At 72.5% G+C, this 18805-nt stretch carries 17 protein-coding genes; 12 read left to right on the plus strand and 5 right to left on the minus strand.

Going from position 1 to position 18805, the window contains the following annotated elements; all coding sequences use genetic code 11:
• Positions 1-235: 235 nt before the first annotated feature.
• Positions 236-1318: an enoyl-CoA hydratase/isomerase family protein gene (locus tag KIK08_RS07305; RefSeq protein ID WP_308257466.1), complete on the minus strand. Its 1083-nt coding sequence runs from the start codon at positions 1316-1318 to the stop codon at positions 236-238.
• A gap of 24 nt (positions 1319-1342) precedes the next feature.
• On the opposite strand from KIK08_RS07305, the gene KIK08_RS07310 reads away from it, so the two are divergent.
• A complete protein-coding gene (locus KIK08_RS07310; RefSeq protein WP_308257468.1) occupies positions 1343-2581 on the plus strand; it encodes a CoA transferase in 1239 nt (412 codons plus the stop codon).
• Entirely contained in the window at positions 2578-3957 is a 1380-nt protein-coding gene (locus KIK08_RS07315; RefSeq protein WP_308257469.1) for an amidohydrolase family protein, read from the plus strand. The genes KIK08_RS07310 and KIK08_RS07315 overlap by 4 nt, the downstream gene beginning before the upstream one ends.
• 151 nt (positions 3958-4108) lie before the next feature.
• Here the strand turns inward: KIK08_RS07315 and KIK08_RS07320 are convergent, their stop codons facing one another.
• A complete protein-coding gene (locus KIK08_RS07320; RefSeq protein ID WP_214402241.1) occupies positions 4109-5026 on the minus strand; it encodes a ribonuclease Z in 918 nt (305 codons plus the stop codon).
• Positions 5027-5092: 66 nt separating this feature from the next.
• On the opposite strand from KIK08_RS07320, the gene KIK08_RS07325 reads away from it, so the two are divergent.
• From KIK08_RS07325 to KIK08_RS07360, 8 genes are all read left to right on the plus strand, one after another.
• Entirely contained in the window at positions 5093-5362 is a 270-nt protein-coding gene (locus KIK08_RS07325; protein ID WP_214402242.1) for a hypothetical protein, read from the plus strand.
• Positions 5359-5562, plus strand: coding sequence for a hypothetical protein (locus tag KIK08_RS07330; RefSeq protein WP_214402243.1), 204 nt, complete (start codon positions 5359-5361; stop codon positions 5560-5562). The genes KIK08_RS07325 and KIK08_RS07330 overlap by 4 nt, the downstream gene beginning before the upstream one ends.
• 152 nt (positions 5563-5714) lie before the next feature.
• Positions 5715-6626, plus strand: coding sequence for an NAD-dependent epimerase/dehydratase family protein (locus tag KIK08_RS07335; RefSeq protein ID WP_214402244.1), 912 nt, complete (start codon positions 5715-5717; stop codon positions 6624-6626).
• Positions 6627-6995: 369 nt separating this feature from the next.
• Positions 6996-7796, plus strand: a complete 801-nt coding sequence (locus KIK08_RS07340; RefSeq protein WP_214402245.1) for an alpha/beta fold hydrolase — start codon at positions 6996-6998, stop codon at positions 7794-7796.
• 34 nt (positions 7797-7830) lie between these two features.
• Positions 7831-8271 carry a VOC family protein gene (locus KIK08_RS07345; protein ID WP_250556491.1) on the plus strand — a complete coding sequence of 147 codons (441 nt, stop codon included), beginning with the start codon at positions 7831-7833 and terminating at the stop codon, positions 8269-8271.
• Positions 8268-9128, plus strand: a complete 861-nt coding sequence (locus KIK08_RS07350) for an alpha/beta fold hydrolase (RefSeq protein WP_214402247.1) — start codon at positions 8268-8270, stop codon at positions 9126-9128. Before KIK08_RS07345 ends, KIK08_RS07350 begins: the two co-directional genes overlap by 4 nt.
• A gap of 159 nt (positions 9129-9287) precedes the next feature.
• Complete coding sequence (locus KIK08_RS07355; protein ID WP_308257471.1) at positions 9288-9959, plus strand: helix-turn-helix transcriptional regulator; 672 nt, start codon at positions 9288-9290, stop codon at positions 9957-9959.
• A gap of 32 nt (positions 9960-9991) precedes the next feature.
• On the plus strand, positions 9992-10462 hold the full coding sequence (locus KIK08_RS07360) for a DUF3291 domain-containing protein (RefSeq protein ID WP_214402248.1): 471 nt from the start codon (positions 9992-9994) through the stop codon (positions 10460-10462).
• A 147-nt stretch (positions 10463-10609) separates the two neighbouring features.
• Here KIK08_RS07360 and KIK08_RS07365 read toward each other — a convergent pair whose 3' ends face one another.
• Entirely contained in the window at positions 10610-12001 is a 1392-nt protein-coding gene (locus KIK08_RS07365; protein ID WP_250556492.1) for an MFS transporter, read from the minus strand.
• 462 nt (positions 12002-12463) lie between these two features.
• Positions 12464-14011 (minus strand): FAD-dependent oxidoreductase, encoded by a 1548-nt coding sequence (locus tag KIK08_RS07370; protein WP_214402258.1) that lies wholly within the window; start codon positions 14009-14011, stop codon positions 12464-12466.
• Between the two features lie 94 nt (positions 14012-14105).
• Here KIK08_RS07370 and KIK08_RS07375 point away from each other — a divergent pair, with 94 nt between their 5' ends.
• Complete coding sequence (locus KIK08_RS07375; RefSeq protein WP_308257472.1) at positions 14106-14714, plus strand: TetR/AcrR family transcriptional regulator; 609 nt, start codon at positions 14106-14108, stop codon at positions 14712-14714.
• 318 nt (positions 14715-15032) lie between these two features.
• Positions 15033-16505 (plus strand): glycosyltransferase family 39 protein, encoded by a 1473-nt coding sequence (locus KIK08_RS07380; RefSeq protein ID WP_214402249.1) that lies wholly within the window; start codon positions 15033-15035, stop codon positions 16503-16505.
• Positions 16506-17042: 537 nt separating this feature from the next.
• Here the strand turns inward: KIK08_RS07380 and KIK08_RS07385 are convergent.
• On the minus strand, positions 17043-18605 hold the full coding sequence (locus tag KIK08_RS07385) for a PP2C family protein-serine/threonine phosphatase (RefSeq protein ID WP_214402250.1): 1563 nt from the start codon (positions 18603-18605) through the stop codon (positions 17043-17045).
• Positions 18606-18805: the final 200 nt, after the last annotated feature.

Raw genomic sequence — 18805 nt, forward strand, 5'->3', positions numbered from 1 at the left:
GCCCGATGCAAGCCGCCGAGCATAGATGCTGGTAGCTGGCTATCTGCTCTAGTCCCGGCGGGCGAACCGCCGCGGGGTGCTCGACCCAGCGCCTCGGAGAAAAAAACTACTGATACCTCCTCCGACGGTCTGCGGACCAGTCGCGCCGGCGGGCCGGGGTGGGTGCGAGCCAGCCCCACGGCGCCGGCCGGCCACCGCCGAGCGGCGGCCGGACCACGAGCGACGAGCGGAAGGCCTACGACTGTGCGGCGCGCGCCCGATCGGTCCAGTCGACCAGCCCCCACGCGCGGGCCGTGGCAGCGGGCAGGGCGCGGCCGCTGAGGGCGAGGTGCAGGGTGCGCCAGCGGCCGATGCGGCGGGGGATGCTGACGGTGCCGCCCGCACCGGGGATGAGGCCCATGGCGATCTCCGGCAGGCGGAAGGTGGCATCGGGGGCGGCGACGATCCGGCCGGCGAACGCGGGCAGCTCGATGCCGGCCCCGACGCACGCGCCGTGCACCCGGACCTCGACGCGGTCGCGCAGGCGGTGCAGGAGGCGAGCGGCTCCCGCGCGCGTGCGGACGAAGTGCGCGGTGACGGGGTCGGGTGCGGTGCCGAACTCGTCGAGGTCACCGCCCGCGCAGAACGCGGGCCCGGCGCCGGTGAGGATCACACGCGCGACGGTGTCGTCGAGGTCGGCGAGCTGCAGGGCGGCGACGAGGGCGTCGCGGACCTCGCGGCCGTAGGCGTTGCGCCGCCCGGGTCGGTTCAGGGTCAGGCGCAGGACGTCGTCGTGGCGGTCGAGCAGCACCGGCTCCGTCGACGCGGGCGGGGGCAGCGGGCGGGGGCCACGACGGGTGAGCCAGCGGCGGAACTCGGGGCCGCCGAGCAAGGTGGAGTAGGCCAGCGATTCGGCGTCGAGCGCGGCGGGGACGGGCAGGGCACCGGTCGTGCGCAGCAGCCCGGCCAGCACGAGCGCGGCCCCCGGGTTGGCGGTGACCGCGGCGGCGAGCGCGGCGGCCTCGGCGGCGGGGTCGGCGACCGGGACGGTGGCGCGGTCGTCGGGCGACCCGGACGCCACGACGCTGACGTCGAGCGCGGCGACCAGGGCAGCGAGGGCCGGGTCCGGGGCGGCGGTGGCGACGCCGACGAGGACGCGGTCTCCGGCGGCGGCGGCGTCGGCCGCGGCCGCGACGACGTCGCCGGGTGCGGGGCGGTCGAGGTCGACCAGCACCACCGGCCGGCGCACCACGCCGGTCGCGTCCAGCACCGCCGTGGAGGGTGCGGCAGCCAGCTCGGTCGGGGTCGTCCGCGGCGGCTGCGGGTCGGCGGCCTTCACGGCGGGCCAGCGTATCGTCGGCCGGTGCCGTCCCCGCTGCCGCGAGACCCATCGGTGGCCTGGGCGGAATCGGGGGTCGCGGCGCTGACCGGGCACCGCGGCGGGCCACCTCTGGTGCCGCCGGGACGGGCCGCGGACGCCGCACGGGAGTTGGCCACCCGGATCGCCGAGCACAGCGGTGGCCGGGTGCGTCTGGACGGCGCCCGGTTGCTGGCCGAGCGAGCGGCGCTCACCGGACGTACACGGGCCGGGGCGTCGTCGGTCGGCGGCAGCTGCCGGCTGCTGCCCACCGCGGACGGGTGGGCGGCGGTGTCCTGCGCCCGCCCGGACGACCCCGCTCTGCTCGGCGCACTGATCGGCGAGGAACTGCCGGCCGATCCGTGGCCGCGGGTGGCCGCGTGGCTGCGCGCCCACAGCGGCGCTGCCCTGGCCGGGCGCGCCGGCCTGCTCGGCCTGGCCGCCGCGCCCGTCCGACCCCCGACCGCTCCCCCGCCAGCACTCCCGGTGCTCCCGCCGCGATCGGTGGCCGGGTTGCTCGTCGTCGACTTCAGCGCCCTGTGGGCCGGCCCGCTGTGCGCGCACCTGCTCGGCCTGGCCGGGGCCCGGGTGGTCAAGGTCGAGACCCCGGCCCGCCCCGACGGTGCCCGCCGCGGGAACCCGCGGTTCTACGACCTGCTGCACGCCGGGCACCGGTCCGTCGTGCTCGACCCCGACCGGCCCGACGGCCGCCGCGCGCTCGCCGCACTGGTCGACGCCGCCGACGTCGTGATCGAGGCCTCCCGACCGCGGGCACTGGCCCGCTGGGGCCTCGACGCCGCGGCCGCGGTCGCGGGCGGCACCACCTGGATCTCGATCACCGCGGCCGGGCGGGCGTGCGAGCGGATCGGGTTCGGCGACGACATCGCCGCCGCCGCCGGGCTCGTCGCCCTCGACGACCGCAGGAGCCCGGTGTTCTGCGGCGACGCCCTGGCCGACCCCCTGACCGGCCTGACCGCCGCCGTACACGCCCTGACCGCCCCCGCCGACGGGTCCGGCGTGCTGTGGGACATCGCCATGACCGATGTCGTCGCCGCCGCTCTGCCCCCCGGCGGGCCGCGGCCGGCTCCGGCCGCCCGCCGGGGCGGTGAAGGCTGGGTCGTGGACACCGCCGAGGGCCCGGTCCCGGTCGCCGCCCCGCGCGCCCGCCCGGTCGCCGGACGCGCCCCGGCCGCCGGCGCGGACACCACCGCAGTGCTCGCCGAGCTGCGCATCCCCGTCCCGTGACCCGCCCACTGCTGGTGCGCGACGCCGAGGTCGAGGGCCGCCGCGTCGACGTCCACATCGTCGACGGCCGTGTGGCCGCGATCGGAGCCGGTCTCAACCGCAGCGGGGCCGATGTCGTCGACGCCCGCGGCGGGGCGCTGCTGCCCGGTCTGGTCGACCACCACCTGCACCTGCACGCCCTCGCCGCCGCTCGCACCTCCGCCTCCTGCGGGCCACCCGACGTGGGGTCCCCCGCCGGGCTCGCCGCCGCCCTGGCCGCGGCCCGGGCCGACGAGCACGGCTGGGTCCGCGGGGTCGGCTACCACGCCTCGGTCGCCGGTGACCTCGACGCCGCCGGTCTGGACCGCCTGCACCCCTGCCGCCCGGTCCGCCTCCAGCACCGCAGCGGCGCACTGTGGATCCTCAACACCCGGGCCGCCGCCCTGCTCCACCTCGACACCGCCGACCACCCCGGCGTCGAGCGCGACACCGACGGCCGGCCGACCGGACGGCTGTGGCGCGCCGACGACTGGCTGCGCGCCCGCCTGCCCCGCAGCCGTCCTCCCGACCTCGCCGCGGTCGGCGCCGAACTCGCCCGGCACGGCATCACCGCCGTCACCGACGCCACCCCCGACCTCGACCCCACCGCGATCACCGCCATCGCCGAGGCCGTGCACCGCGGCGCGCTCCCACCCCGCGTGCACCTGCTCGGCGCTCCCCTCGACACGCCGCTCCCGCCCCCGCTCACCGCCGGCCCCTACAAGATCGTCCTCGCCGACTCGGGGCTACCCGCCTTCGGCGAGCTCGCCGACCGCGTCCGCACCGCACACGCCACCGGTCGCCCGGTCGCTGTGCACTGCGTGACCCGAGAAGCCCTCGTCCTGCTGCTCGCCGTCCTCGACGAGGTCGGGACCCGACCCGGCGACCGCATCGAGCACGGCGCCCTCGTGCCCGCCGGACTGGTCGGCGACCTCGCCCGGCGCGGGCTGCGCGTCGTCACCCAGCCGGGGTTCCTCGACGACCGCGGCGACGCCTACCGCCGCGACGTGCCCCCGGCCGACCTGCCCGACCTGTACCGGGTCGGCAGCCTGCGACGCGCCGGGGTGCCCGTCGCCCTGTCCAGCGACGCCCCGCACGGCCCCCTCGACCCGTGGACGGTGCTCCGGGCCGCCGTCGGACGCCGCGACCCGACCGGTGCCGTACTCGGGCCCGCCGAGCGCCTCGATCCCGCCGCCGCCCTGGCCGCCTGCACTGCGCCGCCGGAGGACCCGGGCGGGCCGCCCCGTCGCGTCCTCCCGGGCGCCCCGTCCGACCTCGTGCTCCTCGACCGCCCGCTCGCCGACGCCCTCGGCGGGGCCGGGCACCCGGAGGTCACGGTGCTGGGGTTGCCCCGCTGAGGGGCCGCCAGCACCGAATCGACCACAAGATCATGAGAGTTGAGGGGGATGGCCTGCACCGCGTCCCTGACAACGGCCCCGCTGCATCAGCTCGCGCGCTACGACAGCGGCACTGACGCCGGCCGCGCCGTCATCGCAGTGCTCGGCCTGGTCAGGGCTTCCGGCGGCGCTGCGGCATCGCGACACGCATCAGGTCCGCCGCGACCACGACCTCGCCATCGAACACCGCCGCGGCCTCCCGGGCGAACGCCTCCGGATCCTGGTAGCGCTGCGAGAAGTGCGTCAGCACCAGCGTCCGCACCCCGCAGTCACGAGCCACCGCCGCCGCCTGCCCCGCCGTCAGGTGCCCGTACTCCCGCGCCAAGCCGGCATCCGCGGCCAGGAAGGTCGACTCGATCACCAGCATGTCGGCCCCGTCCGCGAGCGCGAACACGCCGTCGCAGAGCCGGGTGTCCATCACGAACGCGAACCGCTGCCCCCGCCGCGGCTCGCTGACCTCCTCCAGCCGCACCACCCGACCGCCGACCACCAGCGAGCCCTCCCGCTGCACCCGCCCCACGTCCGGCCCGACGATCCCGGCCGCCGCCAACAGATCCGGCCGCATCTGCCGCCCGTCGGGCTCCACCAGCCGGTACCCGAACGACTCGACGGGATGATCCAGCCGCCGCGCCTCCAGCACACCGACCGCATCCCGGGCCACCACTCCGTCACCGACGACCGGCACCTCCCGCAGATCGGCGACCTCGTGGAACGCCGACGCGTGCCGCAACCGGGCGAAGAACTCCGCCCCCGACGCCGGGAAGTGCGCGTGCACCGGATGCGCGACCCGATCCAGCGACAACCGCTGCACCACCCCGGGCACACCCAGGCAGTGATCACCGTGGAAGTGGCTCACGCAGATCCGCGTGATCGCGTTCGCCGCCACCCCGGCCAGCAGCATCTGCCGCTGCGTGCCCTCACCCGGGTCGAACAGCAGGCCCGCGGTGTCCCAGCGCAGCAGGTAGCCGTTGTGGTTGCGGTGTCGCGTCGGCGCCTGACTGGCCGTGCCGAGCACGATCAACTCCCGCACGCCGCGCACGCTACGCGACAACACGGAGCAACTCCCCGCGATCTCTTCACCCCACGGCCGACGGCGGTGACCGGTATCGGCGAGACCGCAGCACTTGTCCGGGACGCGCTGGACCTGGACGCGGGCACCGTTGACGTGCGCGGGACGGTGGTACGGATCAAGGGGCACGGCCTGTCGATCAAGTGGCGACCCAAGAGCAAGAACGGCTTCCGCACCCCCGATCTCCCGAGCTGGGCCGTGACGATGCTGCGCACTCGCGCGGCGGCCGATCCCGACCCCGGCGCGGCGACGCGGTCGTCTGCCCGGCGCCGCTGGGCGGCCTCCGGGATCCGTTGAACACCCAGGCCGATCTGCGGCAGGTGTTCGCCGACGCCGGCTACCCCTGGGTGACCTCGCACGTCGACCTCAAGACCGTCGCCACGTTGATGGACACCGCAGGCCTCACCGCCCGCCAGGCGGCCGACCAGCTCGGGCACGCCGAGGTGTCGACGACCCAGCACAACTACTTCGGCCGCCGGACCGACCGGCGCCGCTGATGTCCTGGAGATCTCGGCGGCACTCGGTGAATCGCCCCGGCGTGTCTGGAGCCTCGACGCTCGGAGCCCCACCGGTCCTGAGGACCCGAGTCGGCAGTCCAAGCACGCCGGCACGGTTCGCTCCGGCCCGCCGGGGTGCTTGGCTTGGCCTCATGAGGATCTTCTTCACCGGCGGCAGCGGCAAAGCCGGGCACCACGTCGCGCCCTACCTCGCCTCCCACGGCCACCAAGTCACCAACGCCGACCTCACCCCACTCGGCCACGCCGACGTCACCGACCTGCGAGTGGACCTCACTCAAGCCGGCGAGGTCTACTCAGCGCTGGCCGGCATCCCGACCCAGGACGACTTCGACGACCCCCGCACCGCACCGTACGGCGGGTCGGCCTACGACGCGGTCGTCCACTTCGCCGCCATCCCCCGCCCACTGCTCGCCCCCGACCAGACCACCTACGCCACCAACGTCCTCGCGCACTACAACGTCCTGGAAGCCGCCACCGCCCTCGGCATCCGCAAGATCGTGTTCGCCTCCTCCGAGACCACCTACGGCATCTGCTTCGCGCGCGGCGAACGCAAGCCCCTCTACGTCCCGATCGACGAGGAACACCCCGTCGTCCCCGAGGACAGCTACGCCATGTCCAAGGTCGCGGGCGAGGTGACCGCACGGTCCTTCCACGCCCGCACCGGCGCCGACATCTACGGCCTACGCATCAACAACGTCATCGAACCCCACGAATACACCGAACTCTTCCCCGCCTACCTCCAGGACCCAGCGCTGCGCAGACGCAACCTCTTCGCCTACATCGACACCCGCGACCTGGGGCAACTGACGCTGCGCTGCCTCGAGACCAACGGGCTCGGCTACGAGGTCTTCAACGTCGCCAACGCCGACATGTCGGTCGCCGCCACCACCAGCGAGATCATCGACCGGTTCTACAACGGGGTGGACGTGCGCCGTCCGATGGGCCGCAACGAGACGTTCTACTGCATCGACAAGGCCCGCCGGCTGCTCGGCTACGAGCCACAGCACTCCTGGCGCGACGTACTGCCCGACCCGCGAGCCTGACGGGCACCCACCTCCTGTGGACGGTGCCGCGCGGACCCGAGACGGGACAGGTACCAGCGGTCGTTACGGGCCACCTCGCCAACCCGCGGGTGGTGGAACCGCTTCGTGCCCTTGCCGCGCGCCGCCGATGGCGCCCGTTCGAGCCTGGCGCAGTACTCGACGCTCACCCCGGTCAGCATCGCGATCGCGCCGCAGGCTCTTTCAGGTCCGGGACTGCCGACCACCCGGCGCGGGTGATGGCGGGTTCGCTCGTGTGAGGAACCTGTCCGTCGATCGGTGGACAGCCGGGTCGGCCGCTCCACCGTCGCGGCCGCGGCGCCCCGAATGGACGCTTGATCCGGTTCCTCACCCCCACCACAGGAGAGTCACATGCCGTTCCACACCGCGGCCGACGGCACCCGGCTGTTCCACCTCGACGTCGGCGACGGCCCACCCGTGCTCCTCGTGCACGGCTGGTCGCTCAGCTCGGCCATGTGGGAGTACCAGGTGCGCGCACTCGTCACCGCGGGCTTCCGCTGCGTCGCGATGGACCGCCGCGGCCACGGCCGCTCCGACGTTCCCGGCGCCGGGTACGACATCGACACCCTCGCCGACGACCTCACCGGGCTCGTCGAGCACCTCGACCTGCGCGGGGTCACCGCGGTCGCGCACAGCATGGGCACCTGTGAGGTCACCCGCTGGCTCGCCCGCACGGGCACTGACCGCGTGGCCCGCGCAGCGTTCCTGGGGGCGATGACCCCTCACCTCGTCGGCGCTGTCGGCGCCGCGTTCGTCGACGCGATCGTCGACGCGTTGGTCGCCGACCGACCGCGCTGGTTCCAGGAGGGCGCGCCGGGCTACTTCGCCACCGCCGGCACCGGCTCATGGGTGTCGCAGGCGCTGATCGACGACGGCATTCGCACGATCCTCACCACCCCGCTGGAGGTGCAGATCGCCTGCCTGCGGACGTTCGCGACCACCGACCTCACCGCGGATCTCCAAGCGATCGACGTCCCGGTGCTCGTGCTCCACGGCGACGCCGATGCCTCCGCGCCGATCGACCTCACCGGCCGGCCCACCGCGAAACTGCTGCGCAACGGCCGGCTCCGGCTGGTCGAGGGCGCCCCGCACGGCATGTACGTCACCGCGCGGTCAACGATCGACGCCGAACTCCTCGCGTTCGCCGGGTGACGCGATGAATCTGACCAGTCTGTACCCCGTGCTCATGACCGGCGACGTCACCGGAGCGGCTGCCTTCTACCGCGAGGTGCTCGGGTTCGAAACCACCTTCGCCACGGACTGGTACGTCAGCCTGCGACACGGCAGGTTCGAGTTGGCCCTGCTCGACCCCACCCATCCCACGATCCCTGCCGAGTTCCGCGGCAGGCCGGCACACGGGGTGCTGATCAACCTCGAGGTCACCGATGTCGACGCGGTGCACCGCAAGCTGACCAGGCGGGCCGGGGTCGAGGTGGTGCTGCCACTGCGTACCGAGGACTTCGGCCAGCGCCATTTCATCCTCACCGGTCCCGACGGCGTCCTCATCGACGTCATCACGCCGATCGACCCGCGGGGCGAGTACGTCGACAAGTTCGTCGAGAGCAACGCCCCGACCGTCCGGGCAGCAACCGCAGCTGGAGTTCCGGACTCGGAGGGATCGCAGTGACGGAGTCGGTGGTCGCCGTCGACGGCGTGGACCTGTGCATCGAGGAGTTCGGCGACGCCGCCGACCCGCCCCTCCTGCTGATCGCCGGTGGCGGGCAGTCGATGGTCTGGTGGGACCGGGAGTTCTGTGCTCGGCTGGCTGCCGGCGGGCGACATGTCGTGCGCTACGACCACCGCGACACGGGACGCTCGACGACAACACCCGCCGGCCGACCCACCTACACCTTCGCGGACCTGGCCACCGATCCGCTGCGGCTACTCGATCACCTGGGGGTCGAGCGCGCGCACATGGTCGGGATGTCGCTCGGTGGCGGGATCGTCCAGCACCTCGCAGTGGAGCACGCCGATCGGGTGGCGTCCCTGGTCCTCATAGCGTCCAGCCCGGCTGGGCCGGGGGGCGCCGACAGCGGCCTACCGCCGATGAGCCCGGCCGTCGCGGCCACGTTCGCCGACCCGGACCCGGAACCGGACTGGACCGATCGCGAGGCGGTCATCGCGTACCGCATCGCGGTGGAGCGGCCCTACGTCGGCACTCTCGGCTTCGATGAGCAGCGAGTCCGTCGCCTGTCGACGCTCGAGGTCGACCGCACAACAGACATGGCAGCGAGCCTGACCAACCACTTCGTGCTCGAGGGCGGCTGGTCCGGCCGCCGCCACCTCAGCGGCATCTCCGCGCCAGCTTTGGTGCTGCACGGCACCGCCGACCCGTTGCTCCCCCTTCCACACGGGCGGGCACTGGCCCGGGAGATCCCCGGTGCGCGCCTGGTGACCCTGCCGGGTGTGGGGCATGAGATCCCACCGCCGCCGCTGTGGGACCTCGTCGTCAGCGAGGTGCTCGCCGTGACGGCCCTCGCGTGACGGCAGTGTGGGCGTGGTGCACCCAGTTGACGTCATGGGCGCCGAACGAGCGGCAGGTTCGCGGGCCACCGGACCACGGTCCGAGCGTGGATCTTCTCCGACAAGCACGAAGGCCGGGCAACTTCTAGCACCAAGACCCGTTGGCAATACGATCGACCCGTGTCCATCCCCGATGACCTCGGCGACCTCCGCGCCGTCGCGGCACTGACCGACGACGTGCGCCGCGCGGCCTACCACGCGGTGGCGTCCGCGGGCTCCGACCCGGTGGGCCGGGACGAGGTCGCCGCCGCGCTCGGCGTCGGGCGCACGCTCGCCGCGTTCCACCTCGACAAACTGGTCGACGCGGGACTACTCGAAGCGTCCTACGCCCGCCGCTCGGGCCGGACCGGACCGGGCGCCGGGCGCCCCGCCAAGCTCTACCGCACCGCCACGCAGGAACGCGCGGTGAGCGTCCCACCGCGTGCCTACCGCTCCGCGGCGGCACTGCTGGCCGAGGCCGTGGAGCGCAGCGGGGCGGAGGCGGTCCTGCACGAGGTCTCCTACGAGCACGGTCAGCGAGCCGGGACCGGCGGGCCCGGGACCGGCGACCCCGACGAACTGCTGGCCGCGCACGGCTACCACCCGGTCGCCTCCGACGACCGGATCGAGCTGCGCAACTGCCCGTTCCACCGGCTGGCCGCGGAGTTCCCGCCGGTCGTCTGCGGGATGAACCTGGCACTGGTCGAGGGGCTGCTGGCCGGCGCCGGGATGGACGCCTGGACCGCCCGCATGGACGCGGGGCCGGGCCGCTGCTGCGTCACCGTGCAGCGAACTAAAAACAAGACTGATTGACAATAGACATGGCGCTCTGGTGGGGTGGCTGCATGACGGCCTCCCACCTCGCCCAGTTCAACGTCGCGCGGCTGCGTGAGCCCCTGGACCACCCTGCGTCGGCCGGGTTCATGGCGGGGATGGACCCGATGAACGACCTCGCCGACCGATCGCCCGGCTTCGTCTGGCGGCTCACCGAGGACGGTAGCGACGACGCAACCGGCATCCGACCCCTCGACCCGGACGTGATCATCACGCTGTCGGTGTGGGAGTCGCTCGAGGCGCTGCGCGCCTACGCCTACCACAGCGAGCACCTCGACTACCTGCGTCGGCGCCGCGAGTGGTTCGTCCCGCACGGACTGCCCGCCGCGCTGGTGCTGTGGTGGGTCCCGGTCGGGCGCACCCCGACCGTCGACGAGGCGCTGGAGCGGCTCGACCTGCTCGGCTCGGCGGGACCGACCCCACGGGCGTTCACCTTCCGCCAGCCGTTCCCGGCCCCCACCGAACCGGCCGTGCTCGCGTAGCGGCCAATCTTGATCGACTCGCCGCCGTGCAGGAGGATGCCGGCGCAGGAATGGCGCAGAGCGTGGCATCCGTTGCCTACTCGTGGATCCGGGTCAGAACCGTTCTCCTCGGCGTGGTAGCGAGGTCCGTCGACCGGCCGGCGGTTGTCATACCTGGGCCCCCTTTCCCATGAAACGGATAACGAGCAGGGACGATGCGCTGACGACACCGGCGACGGCCAAACCGATGACGAAGGCCGATTCGGCCGGATGAGCGACCATCGGGTCGGTTCCGGCAGCGAGGATCGCGCCGGCGACCTGGGCGCCGATGACCATGCCGACCACGCGGGTCACCACCATCAGGCTGGTGGCGATGCCGGTGTCCTTGGAGTCGACGGCGGTGGCGATGCCGGCGAGCAGCGCCGTGCTGCCGAGGCCGGCGACGATTGCGGTCAGCACCTTCGCGACGACGATCTGCCAGGTCGTTTCGTGGAGCACGGCCAAGGCGATCAGGGCGATCGCCGAGACGACGGCGCTCACGGTGACCACGGCACGCGGACCGAAACGCTGAGCCGCGAACCCGCCGGCCATCCCGCTCGCCACCCCGACGACGGCCGCGGGCATCAGGAGCAATCCGATCTCGGTCGTGCTGGCGCCGAAGCCGTACCCGTCGCCGGACACCGCGAGGAGCTGCGGGACGAGAAAGATCGCCATCCCGGCGCTGGTGGCCATCAGCAGGGTGATCAGGCACGAGCTCCACGTGGCAGGCATGGCCAGCATGCGCAGATCGACCATGGGCGAGGCCACCCTGCGCTCGACGGTGACCCATCCCGTTGCGAGGGCGACCACGCCCACTGCGATGGCTGCGACCCCGAGCGGCGGCAGGCCTGCGGCCATCGTCATGATCCCGAGCATGAGCGCGATCAACGTGCAGCTCAGCAGCACCGCGCCGAGCCAGTCGATCCTGGCGTCGGACCGGACCGGCGGATCGTGCGGCATCATCCGGGACACGATCAGCGTGGTCGCGACGACCGCGATCGTCGGCAGCCCGAACATCCAATGTCGGGACAGTCCTTCCGCCACCGGCCCGGCGATCAGCGTTCCGAGCAGGCCCCCGCCCGTGAACAATCCCATGACGATTCCGATGGCCACCTGCGTCTGCCCTGGCGGAAGGTTTCTGCGCACCAGGATGAAGGAGAGGGGCAGCGCCCCCACCATCGCGCCCTGCAGCAACTGACCGATCAACAGGACCGGCAGGTTCGGCGCCAGGCTGGACAACAGGCCACCGGCCGAGACCACTGCCATCAGCCAGACCAGAACTCGCTTTCCGCCATAGCGGTCGCCGAGTGTGCCCGCGATGGGCACGACGACCGCACCGGTGATGAGCAAGGTGATGGAGATGAGTGCACCTTCGGAGGGGCCGATCCCCAACTCGCGCTGCAACATCGGGAGCGAAGGCTCCACCACCGATTGCAGGGTGCCGAGGGCGAGTGCCAGGACCCCGAGGGCGCCGATCGCCTGCCTCCCGATACGGACCGGGGCCATCAGAGATTCGGACATGAGAATCCTTGTCGTCGTTGGTCGTGAATGGAGTGCGGATCTCATTCGAGGGGTGCGCGCTCTCGTGGCGCCCGGAGCGATCGCTGACCGCTGTCCCGTCGCCGCCGGCGCCGGGGTGCCCGAGCGAACGGTCCACGCCTACTTCGGCGACAGGCAGACCCTGCTGCGAGCGGCCGTCGACGCCGCGGACCAGTACCTGCTCGCCACGATCCGGCGCACCCTCGACGGCACGCTCAGCAGCGTCACCGACGCAGGCTCGGGTCCGCGAACGCCGCCACGGACCCCCGTGTTCGGCCACTCATCGTCGAGGTGGTGCGGGCGTTCCTCCGGGCACACCGGACCAGACCGCGGGGCCGGGTGGGGGACGCCCTCCGTCCCTGCCGTCGCCCACTGCCGTCGCCACGACCCGGGCAGAGGCGTTCGTCGAGCACCGGCGTGCTGGGCCAGGACCGACCGGGCGGGTCAGTTGACCGGCACCGGCGTGGCGGTGATGGCGGCGAGGTAGTCCGTCACTGCCCGGACGTCGCCTGCGTCGGAGATCAGCCCGATGTAGCCGTCGGGGCGGATCAGCACGAGGGTGCGGTCGGACGCGTCGTAGGCAGCCGCGAGGTGGCCTTCGGTGTCGATGATGTCGCCGGGCCCGGTCGACCGTTCGGCGACGTGCAGGGTTCGCAGCGCAGCCTGCGGGATCTCGGCCGCAGCCTCGGGGCAGAAGGCCACCAGCGTGAATCGGCCGCCGCGGGTCAGGTCGAACAGGCGGCGCTCGCCGTCGATCGTGACCAGCCCTGTCGCATCCGGGGCGCGGTCACCGGCGCGGAGCGCCGCCTCGTCGTCGCGGTCGTCGCGCGCAAGGGCGGAGCCACGGTATCCGACGTCGAGCTGGATCGTGCTCGCGTCGCGGCGGGTGGGGACGGCGTTGTCGTCGAGCACCTGCTTGAGGAGCGCATTCGACAGGGCGATCACGTGGGCGGCGACCGGTCGCCGCTCCGCCTCGTAAGTGTCGAGCAGTTCGGGCGAGGCTGCGCTGTTCGCGACCGCGGCGAGCTTCCAGCCGAGGTTGTGCGCGTCCTGGATGCCGGTGTTCATGCCCTGCCCGCCTGCGGGCGAGTGGATGTGGGCCGCGTCGCCGGCGAGGAACACGTTCCCGTCGCGGTAGCGGTCGACGAGGCGGATGTTGGCGCGCCAGAGCGACGACCACTCCGGCTCGTGGAGGCGGACATCGGTGCGACCGGTCCGCCGCTCCAGGATCGTCTGCATCCGCGCGAGGCCGAGCCCGGGGTCCGCACCGGGCGCGATGCTTGCGGCGTACTGGAACAGGTCGGTCGAGGGCAGCGGGCAGAGGCTGAGGACGCCATCCGGATGCTGCCATGTGCGCCAGGCGTCGCGATCGAGACCGTCGACGGCGAGATCGGCGATGATCATGCGCACCTCGTCGCGTGTCTCGCCGACGAACGGTATGCAGGCCTGCTTGCGGACAATGCTGTGGCCACCGTCGCAGCCGACCAGCCACCGTGCCTCGACCGTCTCGGCCACACCGTCTGCGACGACCTCCGCGATCACGGCATCATCGGACTGTTCGAACTCGACCAGCGCCGTGCCGAACTCGACCGCACCGCCGAACTCCGACAGCCGCAACCGAAGCGCCTCCTCGACCCGCCATTCGGGCGTGATCAGGCTCGCGGGCCATGGGATGTCGGGACGGTTCGTCAAGGACTCGGGCACGGCACCGCCACGCGTCACCCGACCGTCGGGCGCGGTGGAGAGCATGGGCATCGCCAACCAGCCGTTGGCGAGCACGTGGTCGACGACCCCGAGATCGTCGAACACTTCGAGGGAGCGTGGCTGGACACCCTTGCCACGCGAGCCCCGCTGCGGGCCGGCAGCCGCCTCGATGAGCCGGAACGAGACGCCTCGACGGGCGAGCTCGCAGGCCAGCGTCAGGCCGGTCGGGCCGGCGCCGACGATCAGGACGGACGGACCCTCCTGCGACTTCGGTCTTGTCGTCGCCATCTCGGGCACCCCACTCTCTGCTGGAAGAAAGGAATCACTATCTCCAGACAGTACACAGGTTGCGAAGATAGGCAAGTCTTTCTATCGTGGGGCAGTGATCACCGAGGTGCCCGAGCCCGCGCGCCGCCGCCGGCACGGCGAGCAACTGGAGGCCGCGATCCTCGCTGCCGGATGGGACGAGCTGGTCGAGGTCGGGTACGCCCGTCTGACGATGGGGTCCGTCGCCGCTCGTGCCCGCACGAGCGAGCCTGTGCTGTACCGCCGTTGGGCGAACAAGAACCAGCTCGTGCTCGCTGCACTCGATCACTATCGGGACGCTCACCCGGTCGCCGTGCCCGACACCGGCGCCCTCCGCAGCGACCTGCTCGCACAACTGACGGCCGTGAGCGAAGCCCTCGCCGGCTTCTTCGCCATCACCGCGAGTGCCGCGTTCTCCGGGCTGCTGGCCGACACCGGGATGTCTCCTGCGCAGATCCGTGAGCAGGTCATGGGCGACCAACTGCACCCACGCCCCATCTACCAGCGCGCACACGCCCGGGGCGAGATCGATCTCGACCGCGTTCCGGCAACCGTGCTGGCCATGCCGTTCGACTTGGTGCGCCACGACATGCTCATGGACCTCGAGCCACTGAAACCCGAACGAATCCGGTCGATCGTCGATGATCTCTTCCTGCCTCTCGTACGGCTACGGCAGGCCGGCTGAATGCCGGCCGGGGTACGAGCCGCAGACCAGCACGACGCCGAGATCGGTGAGGATCGCGGCGGCGACGGTGTGGACGATCTCCCTGCCGCGGCGATGACCGTCTGGTCGCCGCCGTAGCTGGGACGACATCGACCTCGATCACAGGTTCGTCGAGACCGATCACAAGATCATGCGCGTCAAGGGGGAGGGCTTACTCCGCGTCCGCCAGACCAAGTCCATGGCCGGCCACCGCACCCTCCCGCTCCCGCCGGCCCCCGAGCAAAGCGCCGCGTGAGACTCACGAGTCAGCCGAGGGCTGGAGAACGGACGTACCGGACCATGGCAGGAACGACAGCCACCGAGCTCCCACGGACACCGGTCCCCGCGGTGCACCGACTCGCCCGCGGACCGGTCGCCCTGATCACGGCGGCGGTCGCATTCGCGCATCTGGCCACCGCCTTCGTGGGCTCCGGGTACTTCCTGGACGAGGCGATGACGGTTGTCCTCGGTCGGCACCACCTCGACTGGGGCTCGGCCGACCAGCCGCCGCTGGCCCCCGCTCTGGCCTGGCTCGCTGACCTCGTCGCCCCCGGCTCGCTCCCGGTCCTACGGATCGTTCCGGCACTCGCCACCGCGGCGGCTGTCGTCGTCGCGGCGCTGGTCGCCCGCGAGCTCGGCGGGGACGGTCGAACGCAGACGCTCACCGCCCTCGTCCAGGCCACGGGCCTCTACACGACGTTCGTCGGGCACTGGATCACCCCCTACACCTTCGAGCCCCTGCAGTGGTTGATCATCGTCTGGCTGTTGGTGCGGTGGATCCGGGTCCGTGACGACCGGCTCCTGCTGGTGCTGGGTCCCGTGCTGGGAATCGCCGCCGTGACGAGGTTCCAGGTCATCGCGTTCGGTGCGGCCCTCGTGGTCGCCCTGCTCGCGGTGGGACCGCGGGATCTGCTGCGCCGCCCGGTGCTCTGGGTGGCGGTGCTGGTCGGCGCACTGACAGCCATGCCCACGTTGGTGTGGCAGGCAGCGCACCGGTGGCCCCAGCTGGCGATGTCCCAGGCCGTTGCGCAAGAAACTGATCTCTACGGCGGGCGCCTCCTCACCGTCGTCGGACTGGTGGCCATGGCCGGCGTCCTCGGAACGGTCCTGCTGCTGATCTCCCTGGTGGCGGTGTGGACCGAGCCGGGGTTGCGTCCCTACCGCTTCCTGGCGATTACCTACGCCGTGTTGTACGTCGTGTTCGTCGTGACGGCGGGGCGGCACTACTACCTCGACGGCCTGCACGCGCCGCTCGCCGCTCTCGGTGCCCTCGCCCTCCAGCACCGCCGTGATGCCGGGGCCCGCCGGCTGTCGCGGACCGAGCGCTCGGGCGCGGTGCTGTCCATCGCAGCCGCGCTGGGCATGCTGGCCTACAGCGTGAACATGGCCAACGTCCCCGTGCGTGCGAACCTCATCGCTGAGGTGGGACGGGTCTGGTCCGCGTTACCGGCCCAGGAGCAGGAGCGGACCGCCGTGGTCACCTCGTCCTACATCTGGGCCGCCTACATCGACACCGCCGATCCGGAACTCGGCCTGCCGCGGGCGTACAGCGGCAACCGCAGCTACGGCTACCTGGACCCACCCGCCGACGACCGGACCACGGTGCTCTACGTCGGCGATCTGCCGGCCGAGCTCGCCGCCATGACGACCGGGATGCGCCGCGTCGGCGGGACGGCCGAGGTCCCGGTCCACCTCGGCCGGGTGACCGGCCGGACCTGGTCGCAGGCGTGGCCGCAGCTGCGCACGCTGCCGGTGACCATGTACCCGAGCTGACCCCTGTGGTGGTCCGGGTCCGCTCCGGCTGAGCGAGCTACCGCGCCATCCGAGGCGACACCCCGTCGTCGAGGTCGTCGTCGAAGGGCCTGTCGAAGGACATCCAGCCGGACTCCAGGCGGGCCGCGGACGCACGGTGTCATCGTGGGCGGCGATCCGCAGGACCCGGAAGCTGGACTCCGCATCGCCGGCCCCGGACCCACCAGCGCGATCTCCCTCGCGACCAAGCGGGCGAGCCGCTGTTCCTCCGGGCCGTGCGGGGGCCGGGACCGTCTGGCGACCAGGTGGCGGGCCACCTGCGTGTACGCCTTGGCGCGCCGGGACTGACCCAGGATCGCCATCGGGGGCGGCGCGCCGTCGGGCGGGACGCCGCCGACGCCCTCGATCGCCGCCCACCAAGCCGGTAGGAAGGAGGGTGGTCCAAGCGTTCCCCCCGGGTGAACGCCGGGCCGGAACGCTCTGACTTGGGAAGAAAGCTCCTCCGACTGGACTCGAACCGGTAACCCTGCGAAAGATCGACGAGGGTGCAGGATCGGCTCAACCGGTTGGTCGGTGAGGTGGTGCCGGGTGCCAGTCCAGACACACCACCGTGGCGTCGTCGTTGAGCACGCCGGCACATGACTCACTGACCGTGCGCGTGATGTGCCGGACGAGTTCCGGGGGCTCGAGGTCGCGGTGTTCGGCGAGCAGTGCGGCGAGCCGGCGGTAGCCGAACTCCCGCTCACCGCGCCGGTGGGCCTCGGTGATCCCGTCGGTCAGCAGCACCAGCCGGTCACCGGGCTGGAGCTGGAACGAGTGCAGCGGGTAGCACGTGGACGCCATCAGCCCCAGTGGCAGCGCGGGCGGGATGAGCAGTTCGCTGACCGCTCCATCGCGCACCAGCAGCGGCGGCGGGTGGCCTGCGTTGAGGATCGTCGCGACGCCGCTGCCGACGTCGAGTTCGAGGACGAGTCCGGTGACGAAGTCCGCGCCCGGGAACTGCTCCACCAGGTGCCGGTTCGCCGCATCGGTCTGCTCCACGATCGTGCAGCCCGCACGCCGGGAGTTGCGCATCGCCGTGCACGCGAGGCTGGCCAGCAGCGCCGCGCGAAGCCCGTGACCGACCGCGTCACTGACCGACACGGTCAGCCGGTGTGCGCTGATCGCGTAGTCGAAGTTGTCCCCACCGATGTCGTAGGCCGGCTCCACGGTGCCGGCGATGGAGAACCCGGGGAGCGCGAAGGCCAGGCTGGGCAACAGCTCCCACTGGATCTCCGCGGCCAGCCCGAGCTCACGGCGCCGACGCAGGATCTCGAACCGATCGGTGTAGCGGCGCGCGCCGGTCAGCACGTGCCCCAGCATCCGGGCGACGTCGTCGAGCACCTCCAGCACGTCGCGGCTCGGCCCCTGGTCGGGCATGGTGACGGCCAGCACCCCGAGCCGCTCAGCGCGCACCGACACCGGCAGGTAGACCACCAACGCCGATTCGCCCAGCCCGCCGGCGGCGGCCCCGGCCGCGGCGGCCTCCTCGGCCTGCTCCAGCGTGACGGTGACGTTGCGCTGCTCGCGGTAAGCCTCCCCGGCCGCGCTGTCGACCAGGTCCTGCGGGTGGAGCTGCCCGGTGGGCGGACCGGCGGCGACCGGTTCCAGGCTCGCCTCGGCGTAGTCGGCCAGCAACAGGACACAGGCCCGGGCGCCGACCCGCCGGCGCAGCCACCGCGAGCAGACATCGACCAACTCCGAGGGGTGCGACCGATCCAGATCCCGCAACAGGGCGCCCACCCCCGGCCGGGCGGCACGCGGATTCTCGGACACAGCCACACCCTGCCACCAGCGCGCCCGGCAGTCCCCTACGGCCGTCATGCTCGCCGAGCACACGACGGCACAGTCGGTCGTGGATCGACGATCCAAAGCAGCCCGCGCCGGGGCGTGAGAACAGAGCCTCCGCCCAACCGGGCACTTGCAGGCGGCGAGGACGCTGCCCGATGTCGGGATCAGCGCGGCGGCGTCGCTGTGGCAGATCAAACCCCAGCCCCGCGCTGCGGTTGCGCTGTCGACCACCACCTGCACCCCCGCTCGTGCGAGAGCGTCGATGATGCCGTGCTCGCCCGCTGCGCCCATGTCGTCAGCGGGAACGGCACATCCTGGGCGGCGACCTGTGGCGGCGGTCGCCGCTGGCCGGTACCCAGCGGATTGAATCGCCCCGGCGTGTCCGGAGACCTAAGGACTTGAGTGTCCAGCCGCGGCGAGGGCGGCGTGGTGACGATAGTGGGCGGTCTCCAACTCCGCGGGTGGGATGTCTCCGCAGGCCTGGAACAGGC

The organism is Pseudonocardia lacus, from assembly GCF_018531445.1.
GTDB classification, from domain to species: domain Bacteria; phylum Actinomycetota; class Actinomycetes; order Mycobacteriales; family Pseudonocardiaceae; genus Pseudonocardia; species Pseudonocardia lacus.